Genomic DNA, 13915 nt, shown 5'->3' on the forward strand with positions numbered 1-13915 from the left:
CCGGCGCCCGCTTTTTGTGAGTGCCCCAGCCTTTTCAGCGAGACCCTGTTTTCGATCCGTCAGGATCAGGCGCTGACCTGCGCGATCCAGTCGTTGAGATTGTAGTAGTTGGAGATGCGCGCGACCTTGCCGTCGCGGATATCGAAGAAGGCGCCGGCGGGCAGCACGTATTTCTGGCCTTTGGCTTCCGGCAGGCCTTCGTCGGTCGCCAGATATTCGCCGTTGACGGTGAATTCGGCGGCACCGCGCGTGCCGTCGGCGCTTTCCATGATGACGATGTCGGTGAGCCGCTCGCGGTAGCTGCGGTTCATCTTGTCCATGAAGCTGCGGAAGATGTCCTTGCCGGTCTGGCGTTCGCCCTGATTGATGTCATGCGCCACGTCATCCGTCAGCAGGTCAAGGAAGGCATCCATGTCCTGACGATTGAAGGCGTCGTAATAGGCGGAAATGATGTCTTTGGCGCTCATGATCTCTCCCTGTTCGCAAACGCAATGGCCAATTCCGGTTTCAAGCCCTATAGCAGCTTGTCAGGCTTTTGAAGTCCGGGAGGGGTCTGGAAGCGACAATGCATATCGTGGTTCGGCAGGGGCCGGAGATAGGCCCGCATATCGACGATCTGGCGCGGCTGCGCATCGAGGTGTTCCGGGCTTTTCCCTATCTCTATGAAGGGTCTCTGGACTACGAGCAGAACTATCTGGCGACCTATGCGAAATCGTCCGAAAGCCTGTTCGTGCTGGCCTTCGACGAGGAACGCGTCGTCGGGGTTTCGACCGGAATGCCCATGGATCATGAGACCGAGGCGTTCAGGAAGCCGTTTGTCGAAGGCGGATGGGACCCGGCGCGTATCTTCTATTTCGCTGAATCCGTGCTGCTGCCCTCCTATCGCGGGCAGGGCATCGGCGTGCGCTTCTTCGAGGAGCGGGAGGCCTACGCGCGCCGCCTCGGCCGCTTCGACCATTGCTGCTTCTGCGCGGTGGAGCGTCCGGCCGATCATCCGCTGCGCCCTGCGGATTACGTTCCACTCAATGCGTTCTGGAGCAAGCGCGGCTATGTGCACCAGCCGCAGCTTCGCACCGAGTTTTCGTGGCGCGACATCGGCGAGAATGAGGAAAGCGCCAAGCCCATGTCGTTCTGGATGAAGGAACTGCGCTGATGGTGAAATTCGCCTCCTGCCAATATGCCATCGAGCTGTTCGACGGCTGGGATGCCTATGTCACGCATCTGGAACGGCTCACCGGCGAAGCGGTCGACGCAGGCGCACAATTGCTCTTGCTGCCCGAATATGCCGCCATGGCGCTGACCGGCCTGCTGCCGGAAGAGGAGCGCGGCGACCTTCACAAATCGATCGCCGCCATCCACCCGCTCATCCCGCGCTGGCTGGAGTTGTGCGGCACGATCGCCCGCCGCCATGGCGTGTGGTTCTGCCCCGGTTCGGCTCCCGTTCTCGATCCGGACGGCAGATATCGCAACCGCGCCTGGCTGTTCGGGCCGGATGGGCTTGCCGGCCATCAGGACAAGATCATCATGACGCGCTTCGAGCGCGAGCAATGGTTCATCGCCGCCGGCACCGAGGGGTTGCGCAGCTTCGACACGCCGCTCGGCAAAATCGGCATCCTGATCTGCTACGACAACGAGTTTCCGATGCTGGCCCGCAAGCTAGCGGAGGATGGGGTGGACCTGATCCTCGCGCCAAGCTGCACCGACACCGAGGCCGGCTATCATCGCGTGCGCATCGGCGCGCAGGCGCGCGCGCTGGAAAACCAGCTTGCCGTGCTGGTGTCGCCGACCGCCGGCTTCGCGCCATGGTCGCCGGCGGTGGACGAAAATTTCGGCCGCGCAGCACTCTATGTGCCGGCCGATTACGGCATGCCGCCGAGCGGGGTTTTTGCCGAAAGCGAGGCCACAGCCACGGAAACAAGCCAGTGGCTGATCGGCGAGATCGATCTGCAACAGGTCGCTGCCCTGCGCCGTGAGGGGCAGGTGGCGCTTTATCGCGACTGGCCGGAACAGTTCACGCTGTAGAGCAATTCCGGCGGAGGTCCGAAGCGGTTTTCAATTCGGGAAAAGCAGAATGCTCCAGCCGCTCAGCCCAGCTTGCCGGCAGCTTCCGCAAGCGCGTCGAAAGGCAGCATGATCGAGCCGTGGCGGGTCGGGAATGCCCGTGCCGCCGTGAACATGCCAAGCTCGGCCCAATAATCGGCAAAGTTGACATCCACCCCCGCCAGCAGGGCGGCGAGCTGTGCGCCCGCTTCTCCGATCTCGGCAAAACTTCGTCCCGGCGCTTTGGTGGCCACGACCGCGATTGACGCCATGCCGAGCGTGCAGGCGCGCGCCCGATACCCCAGCGCGGTGACGAGCCGTCCGTCATGGCGGATGTCGAGCGCCAGCGTACTGCCGCACAAAGGGCTGGTGCGGCTCACGGTGAGGTCGGCGGGCACGAGGCGGGCATCGTTGCGCACTTTGCGTGCCCAGTCCCGCACCCGCGCCTGATAGAGGGTGTCGAGGTCGCCCTCCGTGGTCATTCCTCCACGTCGTTGTTCATCTGGCGGCCGAGCACGGCGAGGAATTGCAACGCGAAATGCAGGCCGCGGCGCACGTCCTCGTTGCCGGCGGTGCGCAGGAGGCCGAACAGCGTCGGCACCGGCAGGGTCGCTGCCTGGTTCTGCGCATAGCGGGCGGCGTTGCCCAGCGCCCAGGCGGTGCCGATGGTCTCCTCATAGGCCTTCATCAGCTTCTGGACCATGGCGTCGTCGAACATGTCGACGCCGTCGGAGGCCAGAGAGAGCAGGTCCACGACATTGTGGAAGCGGCGGCCCTGAATGAGCGGCGCGACCTTTTCCAGAAGCTCCTTCAGGCCGCGTTCCGTCGCCTCGTCCAGCAGCGGCGAAAGTGCGGTAGCGGGTTCCGTCAGGGTTGCGCCTGTGTCCGAACTGGATGTGTTCAAGGTGATGTCCTCCCCTGAGGCTGCATGTCTTTTCGTGATGTTCAGATGATGCCGCGCGCGACGGACCAGTAGATGCCGCGGTTGAAGGCCTTGCGCAGCAGCCCGCCGACCTTGGTCGGCGGGGTCGGGTGCACGTCCTCGTCATAGTCGTACCAGAGCGGCATGCCGGCCTCGAGACCCATCTGGGCCACCGCCTGCACCTTGCCGTCATAGACATCCACGGTGCGGCCGAGGCGCAGGTCGCCGGCGATGTTGTTGGCGATGATCGGGCACTGGTTGTGGCAGGAACCGCCGGCCTTGGAGATCGGCAGGTCGACGGTATCACCCATCACATAGGCGTTGGGAAAGCCTTCGAGCTGTAGCGTCTGGCGGTTGGTGGGCAGCCAGCCTTCATTGTTGGCAGCCTGCGAAACGCCGCTTTCCAGCACGGCGTCGACGGCACGGATCGGCGGCGTGCACATGAGCAGGTCGAAGCCTTCCTCCTTGCCCTCTTCGGAGGTCGCGACCTTGCGTTCGGGGTCGACCGAGGCCAGCGTGAAGCCGCGCTGGTACTTGATGCCCTTGCTCTCGAAGATCGCCGGCATCACCTCGCACACCTCCTGCTGCAGGAACAGGCAGTTGCGCAGAAGCTGCGAAACGGTCGGATAGGTGTAGACGATCTCCACCTGATCGCGCACGCCCTTGCGGCGCAGATATTCGTCGAGCATCAGCGTGGTTTCCACCGGCGCGATGCCGCACTGATGCGGCACGTTCGGCGTTTTCGGGAAGTTGACGGTGATGAAGATGCGGCCCTTCTCGAATTTCCGCAGCCTTTCGGCCATCTGAAGAGCGGGCTTCTGCTGGTAGAAATAATCGCCGGCTTCCTTCAGGCCGGGAATGCGCTCCGGTGCCGGCAGGCAGCCGGTCGAAACCACGATGTAGTCGTAGCCGATGGTCTTGCCGCTCTGCGTCTTCACCTTCGAGCCGGCGAAGTCGAAACTGGTGACCTTGTCGACGCGGAAGTCGATCTCGGGGCGCAGCAGCGACTGTTGCTTGCGGCGCAGTTCACCCTCGAAGAACATGTCGAAGGCGACATACATGAAGGCCGGCTTGTAATAGTGCCAGGGCGAATCCGAAAGCAGGGTGACTTTCACGGCGCCGCGCGCCACTTCAGGATAGAGCTTGGCCACGATGCTGTTGGCGGTCATCGTGCCGCCAATGCCGCCACCCACAACAAGTATGTGCTTGGTCAAGAAAGCCTCCCTCAGGCGGCCGCCTGCATGTCGGCGGCAACATGTCATGACCTCACGCTAGCATGGGAAATTAAGTGCCGGTTGCGGCAATGCTTCCAATCTGGAAGCATGCTGTTCCAGCGTATCATGCAGGAGGCGAGACGTGGACGATCAACACATCCGTGCCGTTGTGCAAACGCAGATCATCGAATGCCTGAACCGGTTCTACGCGATCGAGACGGGCATGTGGGGCGGGCCGCTCCATGCCCTGATCATCCGCACCGTGATCGCGGGTGAAAATCAGGGACGGCTCTACGATATCTCAGCCATCGCCAATGTGCTGGACCTGCCCCTGACCACCGTGCACCGCAAGGTGCGCGAACTGGAGGAAATGGGGTTCCTCTACAGGCAGCGTGACGGCCGCTCGGTCTATCTGCGCCCCACGCAGCGCACCTGCGTGAAGCTGGACAAATCCTTCGAGGAGATGATCCGCGCGGTGCGGCTGCTCTACCGGATGCCCTCGCCGCAGACGTTTCTGAAATATGTGGTGGACGCCGGGCCGCACCCGGCATTGCGCTTCTATGGCGAGGCGGACGACGAGGCTGCACAGACGCACTGACCGGGCGGCCGGAGCCGCAGCGCCGGCCTGATCGGTCAGACCGGCGCGATGACGATGTGCAGGATTTGCGCGGCTGTCTCCGTGCGATTGACGAAGCCTTCGCCTGCGTCGAGCGCGATTGCATCGAAACGCTCGATGGTCAGGTTCTCGCCATCGGCATCGATTCTGGCTGCGGTGTTGAACACCGCCCAGCCCGCGCCGGTTGTGGTGAAACGCGCGCCCGGTTCGAGCGTCAGGCGCTGCATCTCATGCGAGCAGCGCCCGCGCCGTGTCATGATGTTGAGGTCGATGGTCGGCCCGCCCGTGTTGCGGCTGGAAATCGTCCAGTCGCCCGGGAAGGCGAAGGGCGCACCGTCGGGCCGCAGCTCGATGGTTTTCCCCTCAGGCAGATCGAGCGCCAGCCCCGGACCGTCGAGCAGGGCGATGGTGCGGTCGATGCCGGCGAACACCGAGAAGGGTCCGTCGGCGCCGACATGGGCGATCGACAGCCGCCAGTCGAAGCTGTCGGTGTCGCTGCCCGCGGGGAAGGCTGCCACCTCTTCGGTGAGGCCCTGCCCGTTCTTCCATGCCATGCGCTTGTGGTCGGCGCGGCGCGCGATCTTCATGGCCGGCCTCAGTTTCCGAGGATGCCCGGCAGGCGCAGGCCCTGCTTCTTCGCCCAGTCCAGCGCGATATCGTAGCCGGCATCGGCGTGGCGCATGACGCCGGTGGCCGGGTCGTTCCACAGCACGCGCTCGATGCGGCGGGCCGCATCATCGGTGCCGTCGCAGCAGATCACCATGCCGGAGTGCTGCGAGAAGCCCATGCCGACGCCGCCGCCATGGTGCAGCGACACCCAGGTCGCACCCGAGGCTGTGTTGAGGAGGGCGTTGAGCAGCGGCCAGTCGGACACGGCGTCCGAACCGTCCTTCATGGCTTCCGTCTCGCGGTTCGGCGAGGCGACCGAGCCGGAATCGAGGTGGTCGCGGCCGATGACGATCGGGGCCTTCAGCTCGCCGTTCTTCACCATTTCGTTGAAGGCGAGGCCGAGGCGGTGACGGTCGCCGAGGCCGACCCAGCAGATGCGCGCCGGCAGACCCTGGAACTCGATGCGCTCGCGCGCCATGTCGAGCCAGTTGTGCAGGTGGGCGTTGTCGGGGATCAGTTCCTTGACCTTGGCGTCGGTCTTGTAGATGTCCTCCGGATCGCCCGACAGGGCCGCCCAGCGGAACGGGCCAACGCCGCGGCAGAACAGCGGGCGGATATAGGCCGGCACGAAGCCGGGGAAGGCGAAGGCGTTTTCAAAGCCCTCTTCCAGCGCCATCTGGCGGATGTTGTTGCCGTAGTCGACGGTGGGGATGCCCATGTCGTGGAAGGCAACCATCGCCTCGACCTGAATGCGCATGGAGGCGCGGGCGGCCTTCTCGACGGCCTTGGGGTCGCTCTCCTGCTTGGCGCGCCATTCGGCGACGGTCCAGCCGATCGGCAGGTAGCCGTGAACCGGATCGTGCGCCGAGGTCTGGTCGGTGACGATGTCGGGGCGCACGCCGCGCTTGACCAGCTCGGGGAACACTTCCGCCGCATTGCCGATCAGGGCGATGGACTTCGCCTCGCCGGCCTTGGTCCATTCGTCGATCTTGGCCAGCGCTTCGTCGAGGCTGTGGGTCTTTTCATCGACATAGCGGGTGCGCAGGCGGAAGTCGGCGCGGGTTTCGTCGCATTCCACGGCAAGGCAGCAGGCGCCGGCCATCACGGCCGCCAGCGGCTGTGCGCCGCCCATGCCGCCGAGGCCGCCGGTGAGGATCCACTTGCCCTTGAGGTTGCCTTCGTAATGCTGGCGGCCGGCTTCCACGAAGGTCTCGTAAGTGCCCTGCACGATGCCCTGCGCGCCGATATAGATCCAGGAGCCGGCCGTCATCTGGCCGTACATGGCGAGGCCCTTCTTATCCAGCTCGTTGAAGTGGTCCCAGTTGGCCCAGTGCGGAACGAGGTTCGAGTTGGCGATCAGCACGCGCGGCGCGTCCTTGTGGGTGCGGAACACACCGACCGGCTTGCCCGACTGCACCAGCAGCGTCTCGTCTTCGTTCAGCGTCTTCAGCGTGGCGACGATGCGGTCGAAATCGGCCCAGGTGCGGGCGGCGCGGCCGATGCCGCCATAGACGACCAACTCATGCGGACGCTCGGCCACGTCCGGGTCGAGGTTGTTCATCAGCATGCGCAGCGGCGCTTCGGTCAGCCAGCTCTTGGCGTTGAGCTCGTCGCCGCGCGGGGCGCGGACTTCGCGTTCGTTGTGACGGGGATTTGACATGGGTTAGGTTCCTCTCAGCGTTTAAGCCCGGACGCGATCTCTTCGATGCGTTCGAGAATGGCTTTCAAAGGCACGCGCAGGCGCGCGGCTTTCGTTTCGTCATAGTTGAAGGGCACCGCCTCGGTGGCGAGATGGGTGGATTGGGCAAGCTCCATCTGGATGGCGTGCACGCCCGTTTCCGGCCTGCCGTAGTGGCGTGTCGTCCAGCCGCCCTTGAAGCGGCCGTTCAGCACCGATGTGTAGCCTTGCGCCTTGCCGGTGATCTCAACGACAGCGGCTTCGATCGCGGGGTCGCAGGTCTTGCCCAGGAGCGTGCCGATGTTGAAATCCGGCAGCTTGCCCTCGAACAGGAAGGGAATATACGAGCGGATGGAATGGCAGTCGTAGAGGATCGCCACGCCATGGATCGCCTTCACCCGCTCGATCTCGGCGGCGAGCGCATCGTGGTAGGGCTTGTGGAAGCGCGCGATGCGGTCGGCGGTGTCGGCTTCGGTCGGAGCCTCGCCGTCCTTCCAGATCGAAACGCCGTCGAAATCGGTCTCCGGGATCAGCGACGTGGTGTTCTGGCCGGGATAAAGGCTGCTGCCAGCCGGATCGCGGTTGGCGTCGATGCAATAGCGATGGAAGGTGGCGCGCACCGTGGTCACGTTGTCGAGCAGCCCGTCATAGAGCTGCTCGATGTGCCAGTCGGTGTCGGCCAGAAGCAGGCCATTGTCGTTCAGGCGCACCCGGATGTCGTCCGGCACGTCGGTGCCGGTGTGCGGCAGGCCCAGAATGACCGGCGAGGTGCCCTGACGGACTTCGAAGACGTCAGCCATCTCAACCCTCCAGAGCAGGCAGCAGGCCGGCCGAAACGCTGCCGGTCAGCGATCCGTCGGCGACCAGCTTTGCCGCGACGGCAAGATCAGGCGCCATGTAACGGTCGTTTTCCAGAGCCGGAACGGCAGCGCGCAGGCAGGCAATCGCCTTCTGCAATTCGGGGCTGGTGGTCAGCGGTCCGCGCAGTTCCACGCCCTGTGTGCCGGCCAGCGCCTCGATGCCGATGATGTTGAACAGATTGTCGGTCATCTGCAGCAGGCGGCGTGCGCCGTGGCAGGCCATGGACACATGGTCTTCCTGATTGGCCGAGGTCGGCGTGGAATCCACCGAGGCTGGATGCGACATCTGCTTGTTCTCGCTCATCAGCGCGGCTGACGTCACCTCGGCGATCATCAGGCCGGAGTTGAGGCCGGGATTGCGGGCGAGGAAGGGCGGCAGGCCGTAGGAGAGGGCGGGGTCGACCAGCAGTGCGATGCGGCGCTGGGCAATCGCGCCGATCTCGCACACGGCAAGCGCGATCTGGTCGGCGGCGAAGGCCACCGGCTCGGCGTGGAAGTTGCCGCCCGAGACGACGCTGTCGTCGGACAGCACCAGCGGGTTGTCGGTAACGGCGTTGGCCTCGATTTCCAGCGTGCGGCCGACCTGACGAAGCAGGTCGAGGCAGGCACCATCCACCTGCGGCTGGCAGCGGATGCAGTAAGGGTCCTGCACGCGCTCGTCGCCGTCGATATGGCTCTGGCGGATGGCCGAGCCGTCGAGCAGGGCGCGGAGCGCCGCCGCCGTGTCGATCTGGCCCCTGTGGCCGCGCAGCGTGTGGATGTCGGCGGTGAAGGGCGCGGACGAGCCCATGGCGGCGTCGGTCGAGAGTGCGCCGGTGATCAGCGCTGCCTGAGCGGCGCGATGGGCGCGGAACAGGCCGGCCAGCGCCAGCGCGGTTGAGGCCTGCGTGCCGTTGATCAGCGCCAGACCTTCCTTGGCGGCGAGCACGACCGGGGTGAGGCCGGCGCGCTCAAGTGCGGCGCGGCCCGAAAGCTGTTCACCCTGATAGAAGGCTTCGCCTTCGCCCATCATCACGGCGGCGAAATGGGCGAGCGGGGCAAGGTCGCCCGATGCGCCGACCGAGCCCTTTTCCGGGATCAGCGGCACCACGCCTTTTTCCAGCATGCCTTCGATCAGGCGCACCAGTTCAAGCCGCACGCCCGAAGCGCCACGGCCCAGCGAAACCAGCTTCAGCGCCATGATCAGGCGCACGACATTTTCCGGCATGGGTGCGCCGACGCCGCAGCAATGCGACAGGATGAGGTTGCGTTGCAGGGTGGCGGTGTCGGCGGCGTCGATCTTGATCGAGGCCAGCTTGCCGAAGCCGGTGTTGACGCCATAGACCGGCTCGTTGCCGGCGGCGATGGCGGCGATGCGGGCTGCTGCCTTCTCGATGCGGGCATCGAAGCTGCGGTCGAGAACGGCATTCTCGCCATTCCAGTAGATCGCGGCCAGATCGGCCAGCGGCACGGAACCGGGATGAAGCGTGATGGTCATGCGTGGTTTCCTCCGGGAAGGGTTCAGATCGTGGCGTCGCGGCCGGCGCGGATGCGGGCATGCAGCGGGTTGAAGCCGATGCGGTAGACGAGCTCGGCCGGCTCGGCGATGTCCCAGATGGCGAGGTCGGCCTGCTTGCCGGCTTCCAGCGTGCCTATGGTGTCCAGCTTGCCCAGCGCCCGCGCGGCCTCGCGGGTGATGCCGGCAAGGCACTCCTCCACGGTCAGCGCAAACAGCGTCGCACCCATGTTCATGGTGAGCAGCAGCGAGGTCAGCGGCGAGGTGCCGGGATTGTTGTCGGTGGCAAGCGCGATGTGCGTGCCGTGCTTGCGGAACAGATCGACCGGCGGCTTCTTCGTCTCGCGGATGAAGTAGAAGGCGCCGGGCAGAAGCACCGCGACGGTGCCGGCTTTCGCCATGGCGGCAGCACCCGCATCGTCGGTATATTCAAGGTGGTCGGCCGACAGCGCACCATAGGAGGCGGCGAGCGCCGCGCCATGCAGGTTGGAAAGCTGGTCGGCATGCAGCTTGACCCGCAGGCCGAGCTTCTGCGCGGCATCGAACACCAGCCGCATGTCGTCGGGCGAGAAGGCGATGCCTTCGCAGAAGCCGTCGACGGCATCGACAAGGCCCTCGGCATGCGCGGCGTCCAGCCCCGGCAGCACGACCTCGCGCAGGAAGTCGCCGTTGCGGCCCTTGTATTCGACAGGCGTCGCGTGCGCGCCGAGATAGGTAGTGGCGATGTCCACGTCGCGTTTTCCGGCGAGTGCGCGCGCGGCGCGCAACATCTTCAGTTCATCGGCGATGGTGAGGCCGTAGCCGGACTTGATCTCGATCGTGGTGGCGCCTTCGGCCAGCAGCGCGTCGAGACGCGGCAGGCTCTCAGCGATCAGCGTGTCCTCGTCGGCGGCGCGCACATTGGTGACGGAGGAAACGATGCCGCCGCCGGCCCGCGCGATCTCTTCATAGGAAGCGCCGGCCAGCCGCATCTCGAACTCGCGCGCCCGGTTGCCGGCATGGACGATATGGGTATGGCAGTCGATCAGGCCGGGCGTGATCCAGCGGCCGTCGCAATCGATGGTCCCGGCGCCGGACAGCTCGGTGGAAGGCAGGTCGGCGGCAGAGCCGGCGAAGAGGATGCGGCCGTCGCGAACGGCGATCGCGCCATTGTCGACGATACCGAGCCCCGACCGGGCGGGATCGAGCGTCGCCAGCCGCGCATTGGTCCAGATGCGGTCGCCTTTTGCCATTGGTGATCTCCTCGACAAGCACGTTGCGTCAGCTTCGCCTTGCTGATATGTATATACTTAATACAGATCGGCGCAAGCCAAAAATGTCGCTCACCCTGACCCGGGAGGTCCATCATGACAGTCATCCACGCTGAGAATGCCCTGCTGGCGGACGGGCTGGCGCGCGACGTGCGCATCACCTTCTCCGATGCCGGCATCGAACGTGTGGAAACGGGGGTGCAGGCCAAGGCGGGCGACGAGCGCCACCGCTTCGTGGTTCCGGCCATGCCCAATCTGCACAGCCATGCCTTCCAGCGAGCCATGGCGGGTCTGGCCGAGACGCGCGGACCGGGTGCGGACTCGTTCTGGAGCTGGCGCACGGAAATGTACCGCGCCGCCCTGTCGATGACGCCGGAGCAGGTCGAGGCGGTCGCGTCGCAACTCTATGTGGAAATGCTGGAGGCGGGGTTCTGCCGGGTCGGCGAGTTCCACTATCTGCATCACGATAAGGACGGGTCGCACTATGCCGATCCGGCCGAGATGGCCGCGCGCATCGGTGCGGCCAGCGCGGAAACCGGCATCGCTCTGACCCTGTTGCCGGTATTCTATGCCCATTCCGGCTTTGGCGGAACCTCGCCGATCGAGGGGCAGCGCCGCTTCATCCATGACGTCGACGCTTTCGCAAGGCTGATGCAACGCGCGGAAGAGATCGTCGCCGGCCTGCCGGGCGCCGTGCTCGGCATCGCTCCGCACAGCCTGCGCGCCGCCACGCCGGAAGAGCTTCAGCAGGTCATTCCCTTCGCAAAGGGCGGGCCAGTCCACATCCATGTCGCCGAACAGGTGAAGGAGGTCGAGGATTGCATTGCATGGTCTGGCAAGCGCCCGGTTGAATGGCTGCTCGACAACATGGATCTGGACGGGCGCTGGTGCCTGATCCACGCCACCCACATGACCGCTGACGAAACCACGCGCATGGCGAAAAGCGGCGCGGTCGCGGGCCTTTGCCCGATCACCGAGGCCAACCTGGGCGACGGCGTGTTCGAGGCCCCCGACTTCCTCGCCGCCGGCGGGCACTTCGGCATCGGCTCGGACAGCAACATCCTGATCTCGCTGGAAGAAGAGCTGCGTACGCTGGAATATTCGCAGCGCCTCCTGCGCCGCTCGCGCAATGTGGTGGCCGATCCCGGTCAGTCCACCGGCCTGAACCTGTACGCGCGAGCGCTGAAGGGCGGCGCGCAGGCGCTCGGCACCACCAGCGGCATCGAGGCAGGCCTTCCGGCTGATCTTCTCGCGCTCGATCTTTCGGCCACGCAATATCTGCCGGCGGAAAAGGTGCTCGACCATTTCGTCTTCGCCCGCGGCATCGGCGTCGACAGCGTCTGGGTGGGCGGTGCAAAGCAGGTCGAGGGCGGCCGCCATCGCAGGCGCGATGCCATTGCCGCCCGCTTCGCCAAAGTGATGACCGAGCTGTCGGCCTGATTGTTGCGGAAAAAGGATTCCGATGAGCCTGTTGATGCGATAGGGAAGCTCAGGCAGCGCAAGAGTGAAGGCGACGTGGCAAACGGTAACGGCAAGGATGCGACCCTCCACCAGACGATCCTGAACGAGATCGAGGGGCGCATCGTGTCCGGCGAATGGCCGCCGGGCTTCCGCCTGCCGTTCGAGGTCGATCTGGCCGAACATTATGGCTGTTCGCGCATGACCGTGAACAAGGTCATGACCCAGCTTGCCAAGGCCGGGCTGATCGAGCGCCATCGCAAGGCCGGCAGCTTCGTCACCATGCCGCGCGCCCAGTCTGCCGTGCTGGAACTTCATGACATCGAGGCGGAAGTCCGCTCGCTCGGCCTGCCCTACAGCTACACGCTCATCTCCAGAAAGCAGCGCCGCTCCAACGCGGAAGACAAGCGCCTGATGGAACTGGCAGAGCCCACCCCGATGATCGACCTGCTCGCCGTGCACTTCGCCGGCGGCAAGCCGTTCTGCGTGGAAGAGCGCCGCATCAATGCCGGCGTCGTGCCGGAGGCTGCGGAGGCCGATTTCACGGTCAATGCGCCGGGCGGCTGGCTGATTGCGCAGGTGCCGTGGAGTGCGGCGGAAAACCGGATCATGGCGGTGGCCGCGACCTCAGAGATCGGCCGCCAGCTCAACCGCCCGAAGGATACGCCCTGCCTCGTGGTCGAGCGGCGCACCTGGAGCCATGCGGGGCCGGTCACCTTCGTGCGGCTGACCTATCCGGGCGACAACCACACGCTCGTCGCCCGTTTCGCGCCCGCCTCCTGATCTTCCTTCAGACAGGCACAACAGTCTGCGGCGGCAGATGCAGATAGCGCGCCACCTTGCGCTTGGCTGCGATGTCGTTCCACACCAGCCCCACCTGTTCTTCCGACAGCGACACGGCTTTCGCAACGTCTGCGGTGGGAATGCCATGGTTCAGCCCGTAGAGGCAAAGGTCCATCCGGTCATAGGGCAGGGCGAAATAGAATTCCTCCTGCGTCTGCGCCAGCGAATAGGTGTCTGTGGTCGGCGGGCGGCGGCGCACCTCTTCCGGCACGCCCAGATATTCGGCGAGCTGATAGACCTGGCTCTTGTAGAGATGGGCGATGGGTTTCACGTCGGCGGCGCCGTCGCCATTCTTGACGAAGAAACCCTGATCGTATTCCAGAAGGTTCGGCGTGCCGATGACAGCATAGTTCAGCCGGTCGGCATGGTAATATTCGAACTGCTTGCGGGTGCGCTGCTTCATGTTGGTGGCGGCGACGATGCCGAGATAGGCCTGCGCCGGCAGGCGGTGCTTGCGGATTTCGCCCTGCGGGGTCTGCACCACCAGAGAGGAAATGTTGAAGCCTGAGGTGGTGAGCGCGTTGGCGAACACGATCTTGTTGCTCCAGCCCGGCCCGTAGTCCGGCTCCACCTCACGGATGAAGGCGTCGCGGCGCTCGTAGCAGCCCATGGCGGCCAGCGTCGGCCCGATGTCCTCGACGGTGCCATCGAGGCCGAATGTGCCGGCGACCAGCCGGCCGAGGCGCAGGCTTTCAGGATCGGAATCATGCTCGGGCATGAACAGGCAGTAGGCGTTTTTCGGGCCCACGGCGCGTGCGGCAAGGGCCGCGCAGACGCTGGAATCGATGCCCCCCGAAAGCCCCAGAACCAGACCACGCCGCCGCACCGAGGTGCGCAGCTGCATGCGCAAGGCCTCGACAATGCGCGCGGTTTCGGCTTCCGGATCGATGTCCAGCGTGCGCGCGGAAAAGGGTTTGGTGTCGGACATTC

The 13915-nt window shown here is 65.1% G+C and carries 15 protein-coding genes; 5 read left to right on the forward strand and 10 right to left on the reverse strand.

The features are described 5' to 3' along the window. Positions 1-65: 65 nt before the first annotated feature. A complete protein-coding gene (locus HNR59_RS04290) occupies positions 66-467 on the reverse strand; it encodes a ketosteroid isomerase-related protein (RefSeq protein ID WP_183826442.1) in 402 nt (133 codons plus the stop codon). Positions 468-565: 98 nt separating this feature from the next. Here HNR59_RS04290 and HNR59_RS04295 point away from each other — a divergent pair, with 98 nt between their 5' ends. Next, positions 566-1153 (forward strand): GNAT family N-acetyltransferase, encoded by a 588-nt coding sequence (locus tag HNR59_RS04295; protein ID WP_183826445.1) that lies wholly within the window; start codon positions 566-568, stop codon positions 1151-1153. Then, positions 1153-2022: a carbon-nitrogen hydrolase family protein gene (locus tag HNR59_RS04300; RefSeq protein WP_183826447.1), complete on the forward strand. Its 870-nt coding sequence runs from the start codon at positions 1153-1155 to the stop codon at positions 2020-2022. The genes HNR59_RS04295 and HNR59_RS04300 overlap by 1 nt, the downstream gene beginning before the upstream one ends. Positions 2023-2084: 62 nt before the next feature. On the opposite strand, the gene HNR59_RS04305 is transcribed toward HNR59_RS04300, so the two are convergent. Genes HNR59_RS04305 through HNR59_RS04315 form a run of 3 tightly spaced genes read right to left on the reverse strand, consistent with a single transcriptional unit; the run spans position 2085 to position 4176 of the window. Further along, positions 2085-2522, reverse strand: coding sequence for an iron-sulfur cluster assembly scaffold protein (locus tag HNR59_RS04305; protein WP_183826450.1), 438 nt, complete (start codon positions 2520-2522; stop codon positions 2085-2087). Continuing rightward, positions 2519-2944 carry a DUF1641 domain-containing protein gene (locus tag HNR59_RS04310; protein WP_246374490.1) on the reverse strand — a complete coding sequence of 142 codons (426 nt, stop codon included), beginning with the start codon at positions 2942-2944 and terminating at the stop codon, positions 2519-2521. Before HNR59_RS04310 ends, HNR59_RS04305 begins: the two co-directional genes overlap by 4 nt. A 41-nt stretch (positions 2945-2985) precedes the next feature. Then, positions 2986-4176, reverse strand: a complete 1191-nt coding sequence (locus HNR59_RS04315) for an NAD(P)/FAD-dependent oxidoreductase (RefSeq protein WP_183826453.1) — start codon at positions 4174-4176, stop codon at positions 2986-2988. 142 nt (positions 4177-4318) lie between these two features. Here HNR59_RS04315 and HNR59_RS04320 point away from each other — a divergent pair, with 142 nt between their 5' ends. After that, a complete protein-coding gene (locus HNR59_RS04320; RefSeq protein WP_210307200.1) occupies positions 4319-4774 on the forward strand; it encodes a helix-turn-helix domain-containing protein in 456 nt (151 codons plus the stop codon). Positions 4775-4809: 35 nt separating this feature from the next. Here HNR59_RS04320 and HNR59_RS04325 read toward each other — a convergent pair whose 3' ends face one another. From HNR59_RS04325 to hutI, 5 genes are read right to left on the reverse strand one after another with little or no spacing between them, the layout of a single operon-like run. Further along, positions 4810-5379 carry a HutD/Ves family protein gene (locus HNR59_RS04325; protein ID WP_183826455.1) on the reverse strand — a complete coding sequence of 190 codons (570 nt, stop codon included), beginning with the start codon at positions 5377-5379 and terminating at the stop codon, positions 4810-4812. An 8-nt stretch (positions 5380-5387) separates the two neighbouring features. After that, positions 5388-7061 carry a urocanate hydratase gene (hutU, locus tag HNR59_RS04330; protein ID WP_183826458.1) on the reverse strand — a complete coding sequence of 558 codons (1674 nt, stop codon included), beginning with the start codon at positions 7059-7061 and terminating at the stop codon, positions 5388-5390. Positions 7062-7075: 14 nt separating this feature from the next. Next, entirely contained in the window at positions 7076-7879 is an 804-nt protein-coding gene (gene hutG / locus HNR59_RS04335; protein WP_183826461.1) for an N-formylglutamate deformylase, read from the reverse strand. A 1-nt stretch (position 7880) separates the two neighbouring features. Continuing rightward, complete coding sequence (gene hutH / locus HNR59_RS04340) at positions 7881-9416, reverse strand: histidine ammonia-lyase (protein ID WP_183826463.1); 1536 nt, start codon at positions 9414-9416, stop codon at positions 7881-7883. Between the two features lie 23 nt (positions 9417-9439). After that, positions 9440-10666 carry an imidazolonepropionase gene (hutI, locus tag HNR59_RS04345; RefSeq protein ID WP_183826466.1) on the reverse strand — a complete coding sequence of 409 codons (1227 nt, stop codon included), beginning with the start codon at positions 10664-10666 and terminating at the stop codon, positions 9440-9442. 114 nt (positions 10667-10780) lie between these two features. Here hutI and HNR59_RS04350 point away from each other — a divergent pair, with 114 nt between their 5' ends. Both HNR59_RS04350 and hutC read left to right on the forward strand, forming a co-directional pair. Next, positions 10781-12124 (forward strand): formimidoylglutamate deiminase, encoded by a 1344-nt coding sequence (locus HNR59_RS04350; RefSeq protein ID WP_183826469.1) that lies wholly within the window; start codon positions 10781-10783, stop codon positions 12122-12124. A 75-nt stretch (positions 12125-12199) separates the two neighbouring features. After that, on the forward strand, positions 12200-12925 hold the full coding sequence (hutC, locus tag HNR59_RS04355; RefSeq protein WP_183826472.1) for a histidine utilization transcriptional repressor HutC: 726 nt from the start codon (positions 12200-12202) through the stop codon (positions 12923-12925). Positions 12926-12932: 7 nt separating this feature from the next. Here hutC and nadE read toward each other — a convergent pair whose 3' ends face one another. After that, a complete protein-coding gene (gene nadE / locus HNR59_RS04360; RefSeq protein ID WP_183826473.1) occupies positions 12933-13913 on the reverse strand; it encodes an NAD(+) synthase in 981 nt (326 codons plus the stop codon). Positions 13914-13915: the final 2 nt, after the last annotated feature.

This window comes from Aquamicrobium lusatiense, assembly GCF_014201615.1.
GTDB lineage: Bacteria > Pseudomonadota > Alphaproteobacteria > Rhizobiales > Rhizobiaceae > Mesorhizobium > Mesorhizobium lusatiense.

Bases quoted from the DNA above. Each gene is read 5' to 3' on its own strand.
- HNR59_RS04290 (WP_183826442.1), bottom strand. From the start codon at position 467: ATGAGCGCCAAAGACATCATTTCCGCCTATTACGACGCCTTCAATCGT.
- HNR59_RS04295 (WP_183826445.1), top strand. From the start codon at position 566: ATGCATATCGTGGTTCGGCAGGGGCCGGAGATAGGCCCGCATATCGAC.
- HNR59_RS04300 (WP_183826447.1), top strand. From the start codon at position 1,153: ATGGTGAAATTCGCCTCCTGCCAATATGCCATCGAGCTGTTCGACGGC.
- HNR59_RS04305 (WP_183826450.1), bottom strand. From the start codon at position 2,522: ATGACCACGGAGGGCGACCTCGACACCCTCTATCAGGCGCGGGTGCGG.
- HNR59_RS04325 (WP_183826455.1), bottom strand. From the start codon at position 5,379: ATGAAGATCGCGCGCCGCGCCGACCACAAGCGCATGGCATGGAAGAAC.
- hutU (WP_183826458.1), bottom strand. From the start codon at position 7,061: ATGTCAAATCCCCGTCACAACGAACGCGAAGTCCGCGCCCCGCGCGGC.
- hutG (WP_183826461.1), bottom strand. From the start codon at position 7,879: ATGGCTGACGTCTTCGAAGTCCGTCAGGGCACCTCGCCGGTCATTCTG.
- hutH (WP_183826463.1), bottom strand. From the start codon at position 9,416: ATGACCATCACGCTTCATCCCGGTTCCGTGCCGCTGGCCGATCTGGCC.
- hutI (WP_183826466.1), bottom strand. From the start codon at position 10,666: ATGGCAAAAGGCGACCGCATCTGGACCAATGCGCGGCTGGCGACGCTC.
- HNR59_RS04350 (WP_183826469.1), top strand. From the start codon at position 10,781: ATGACAGTCATCCACGCTGAGAATGCCCTGCTGGCGGACGGGCTGGCG.
- nadE (WP_183826473.1), bottom strand. From the start codon at position 13,913: ATGTCCGACACCAAACCCTTTTCCGCGCGCACGCTGGACATCGATCCG.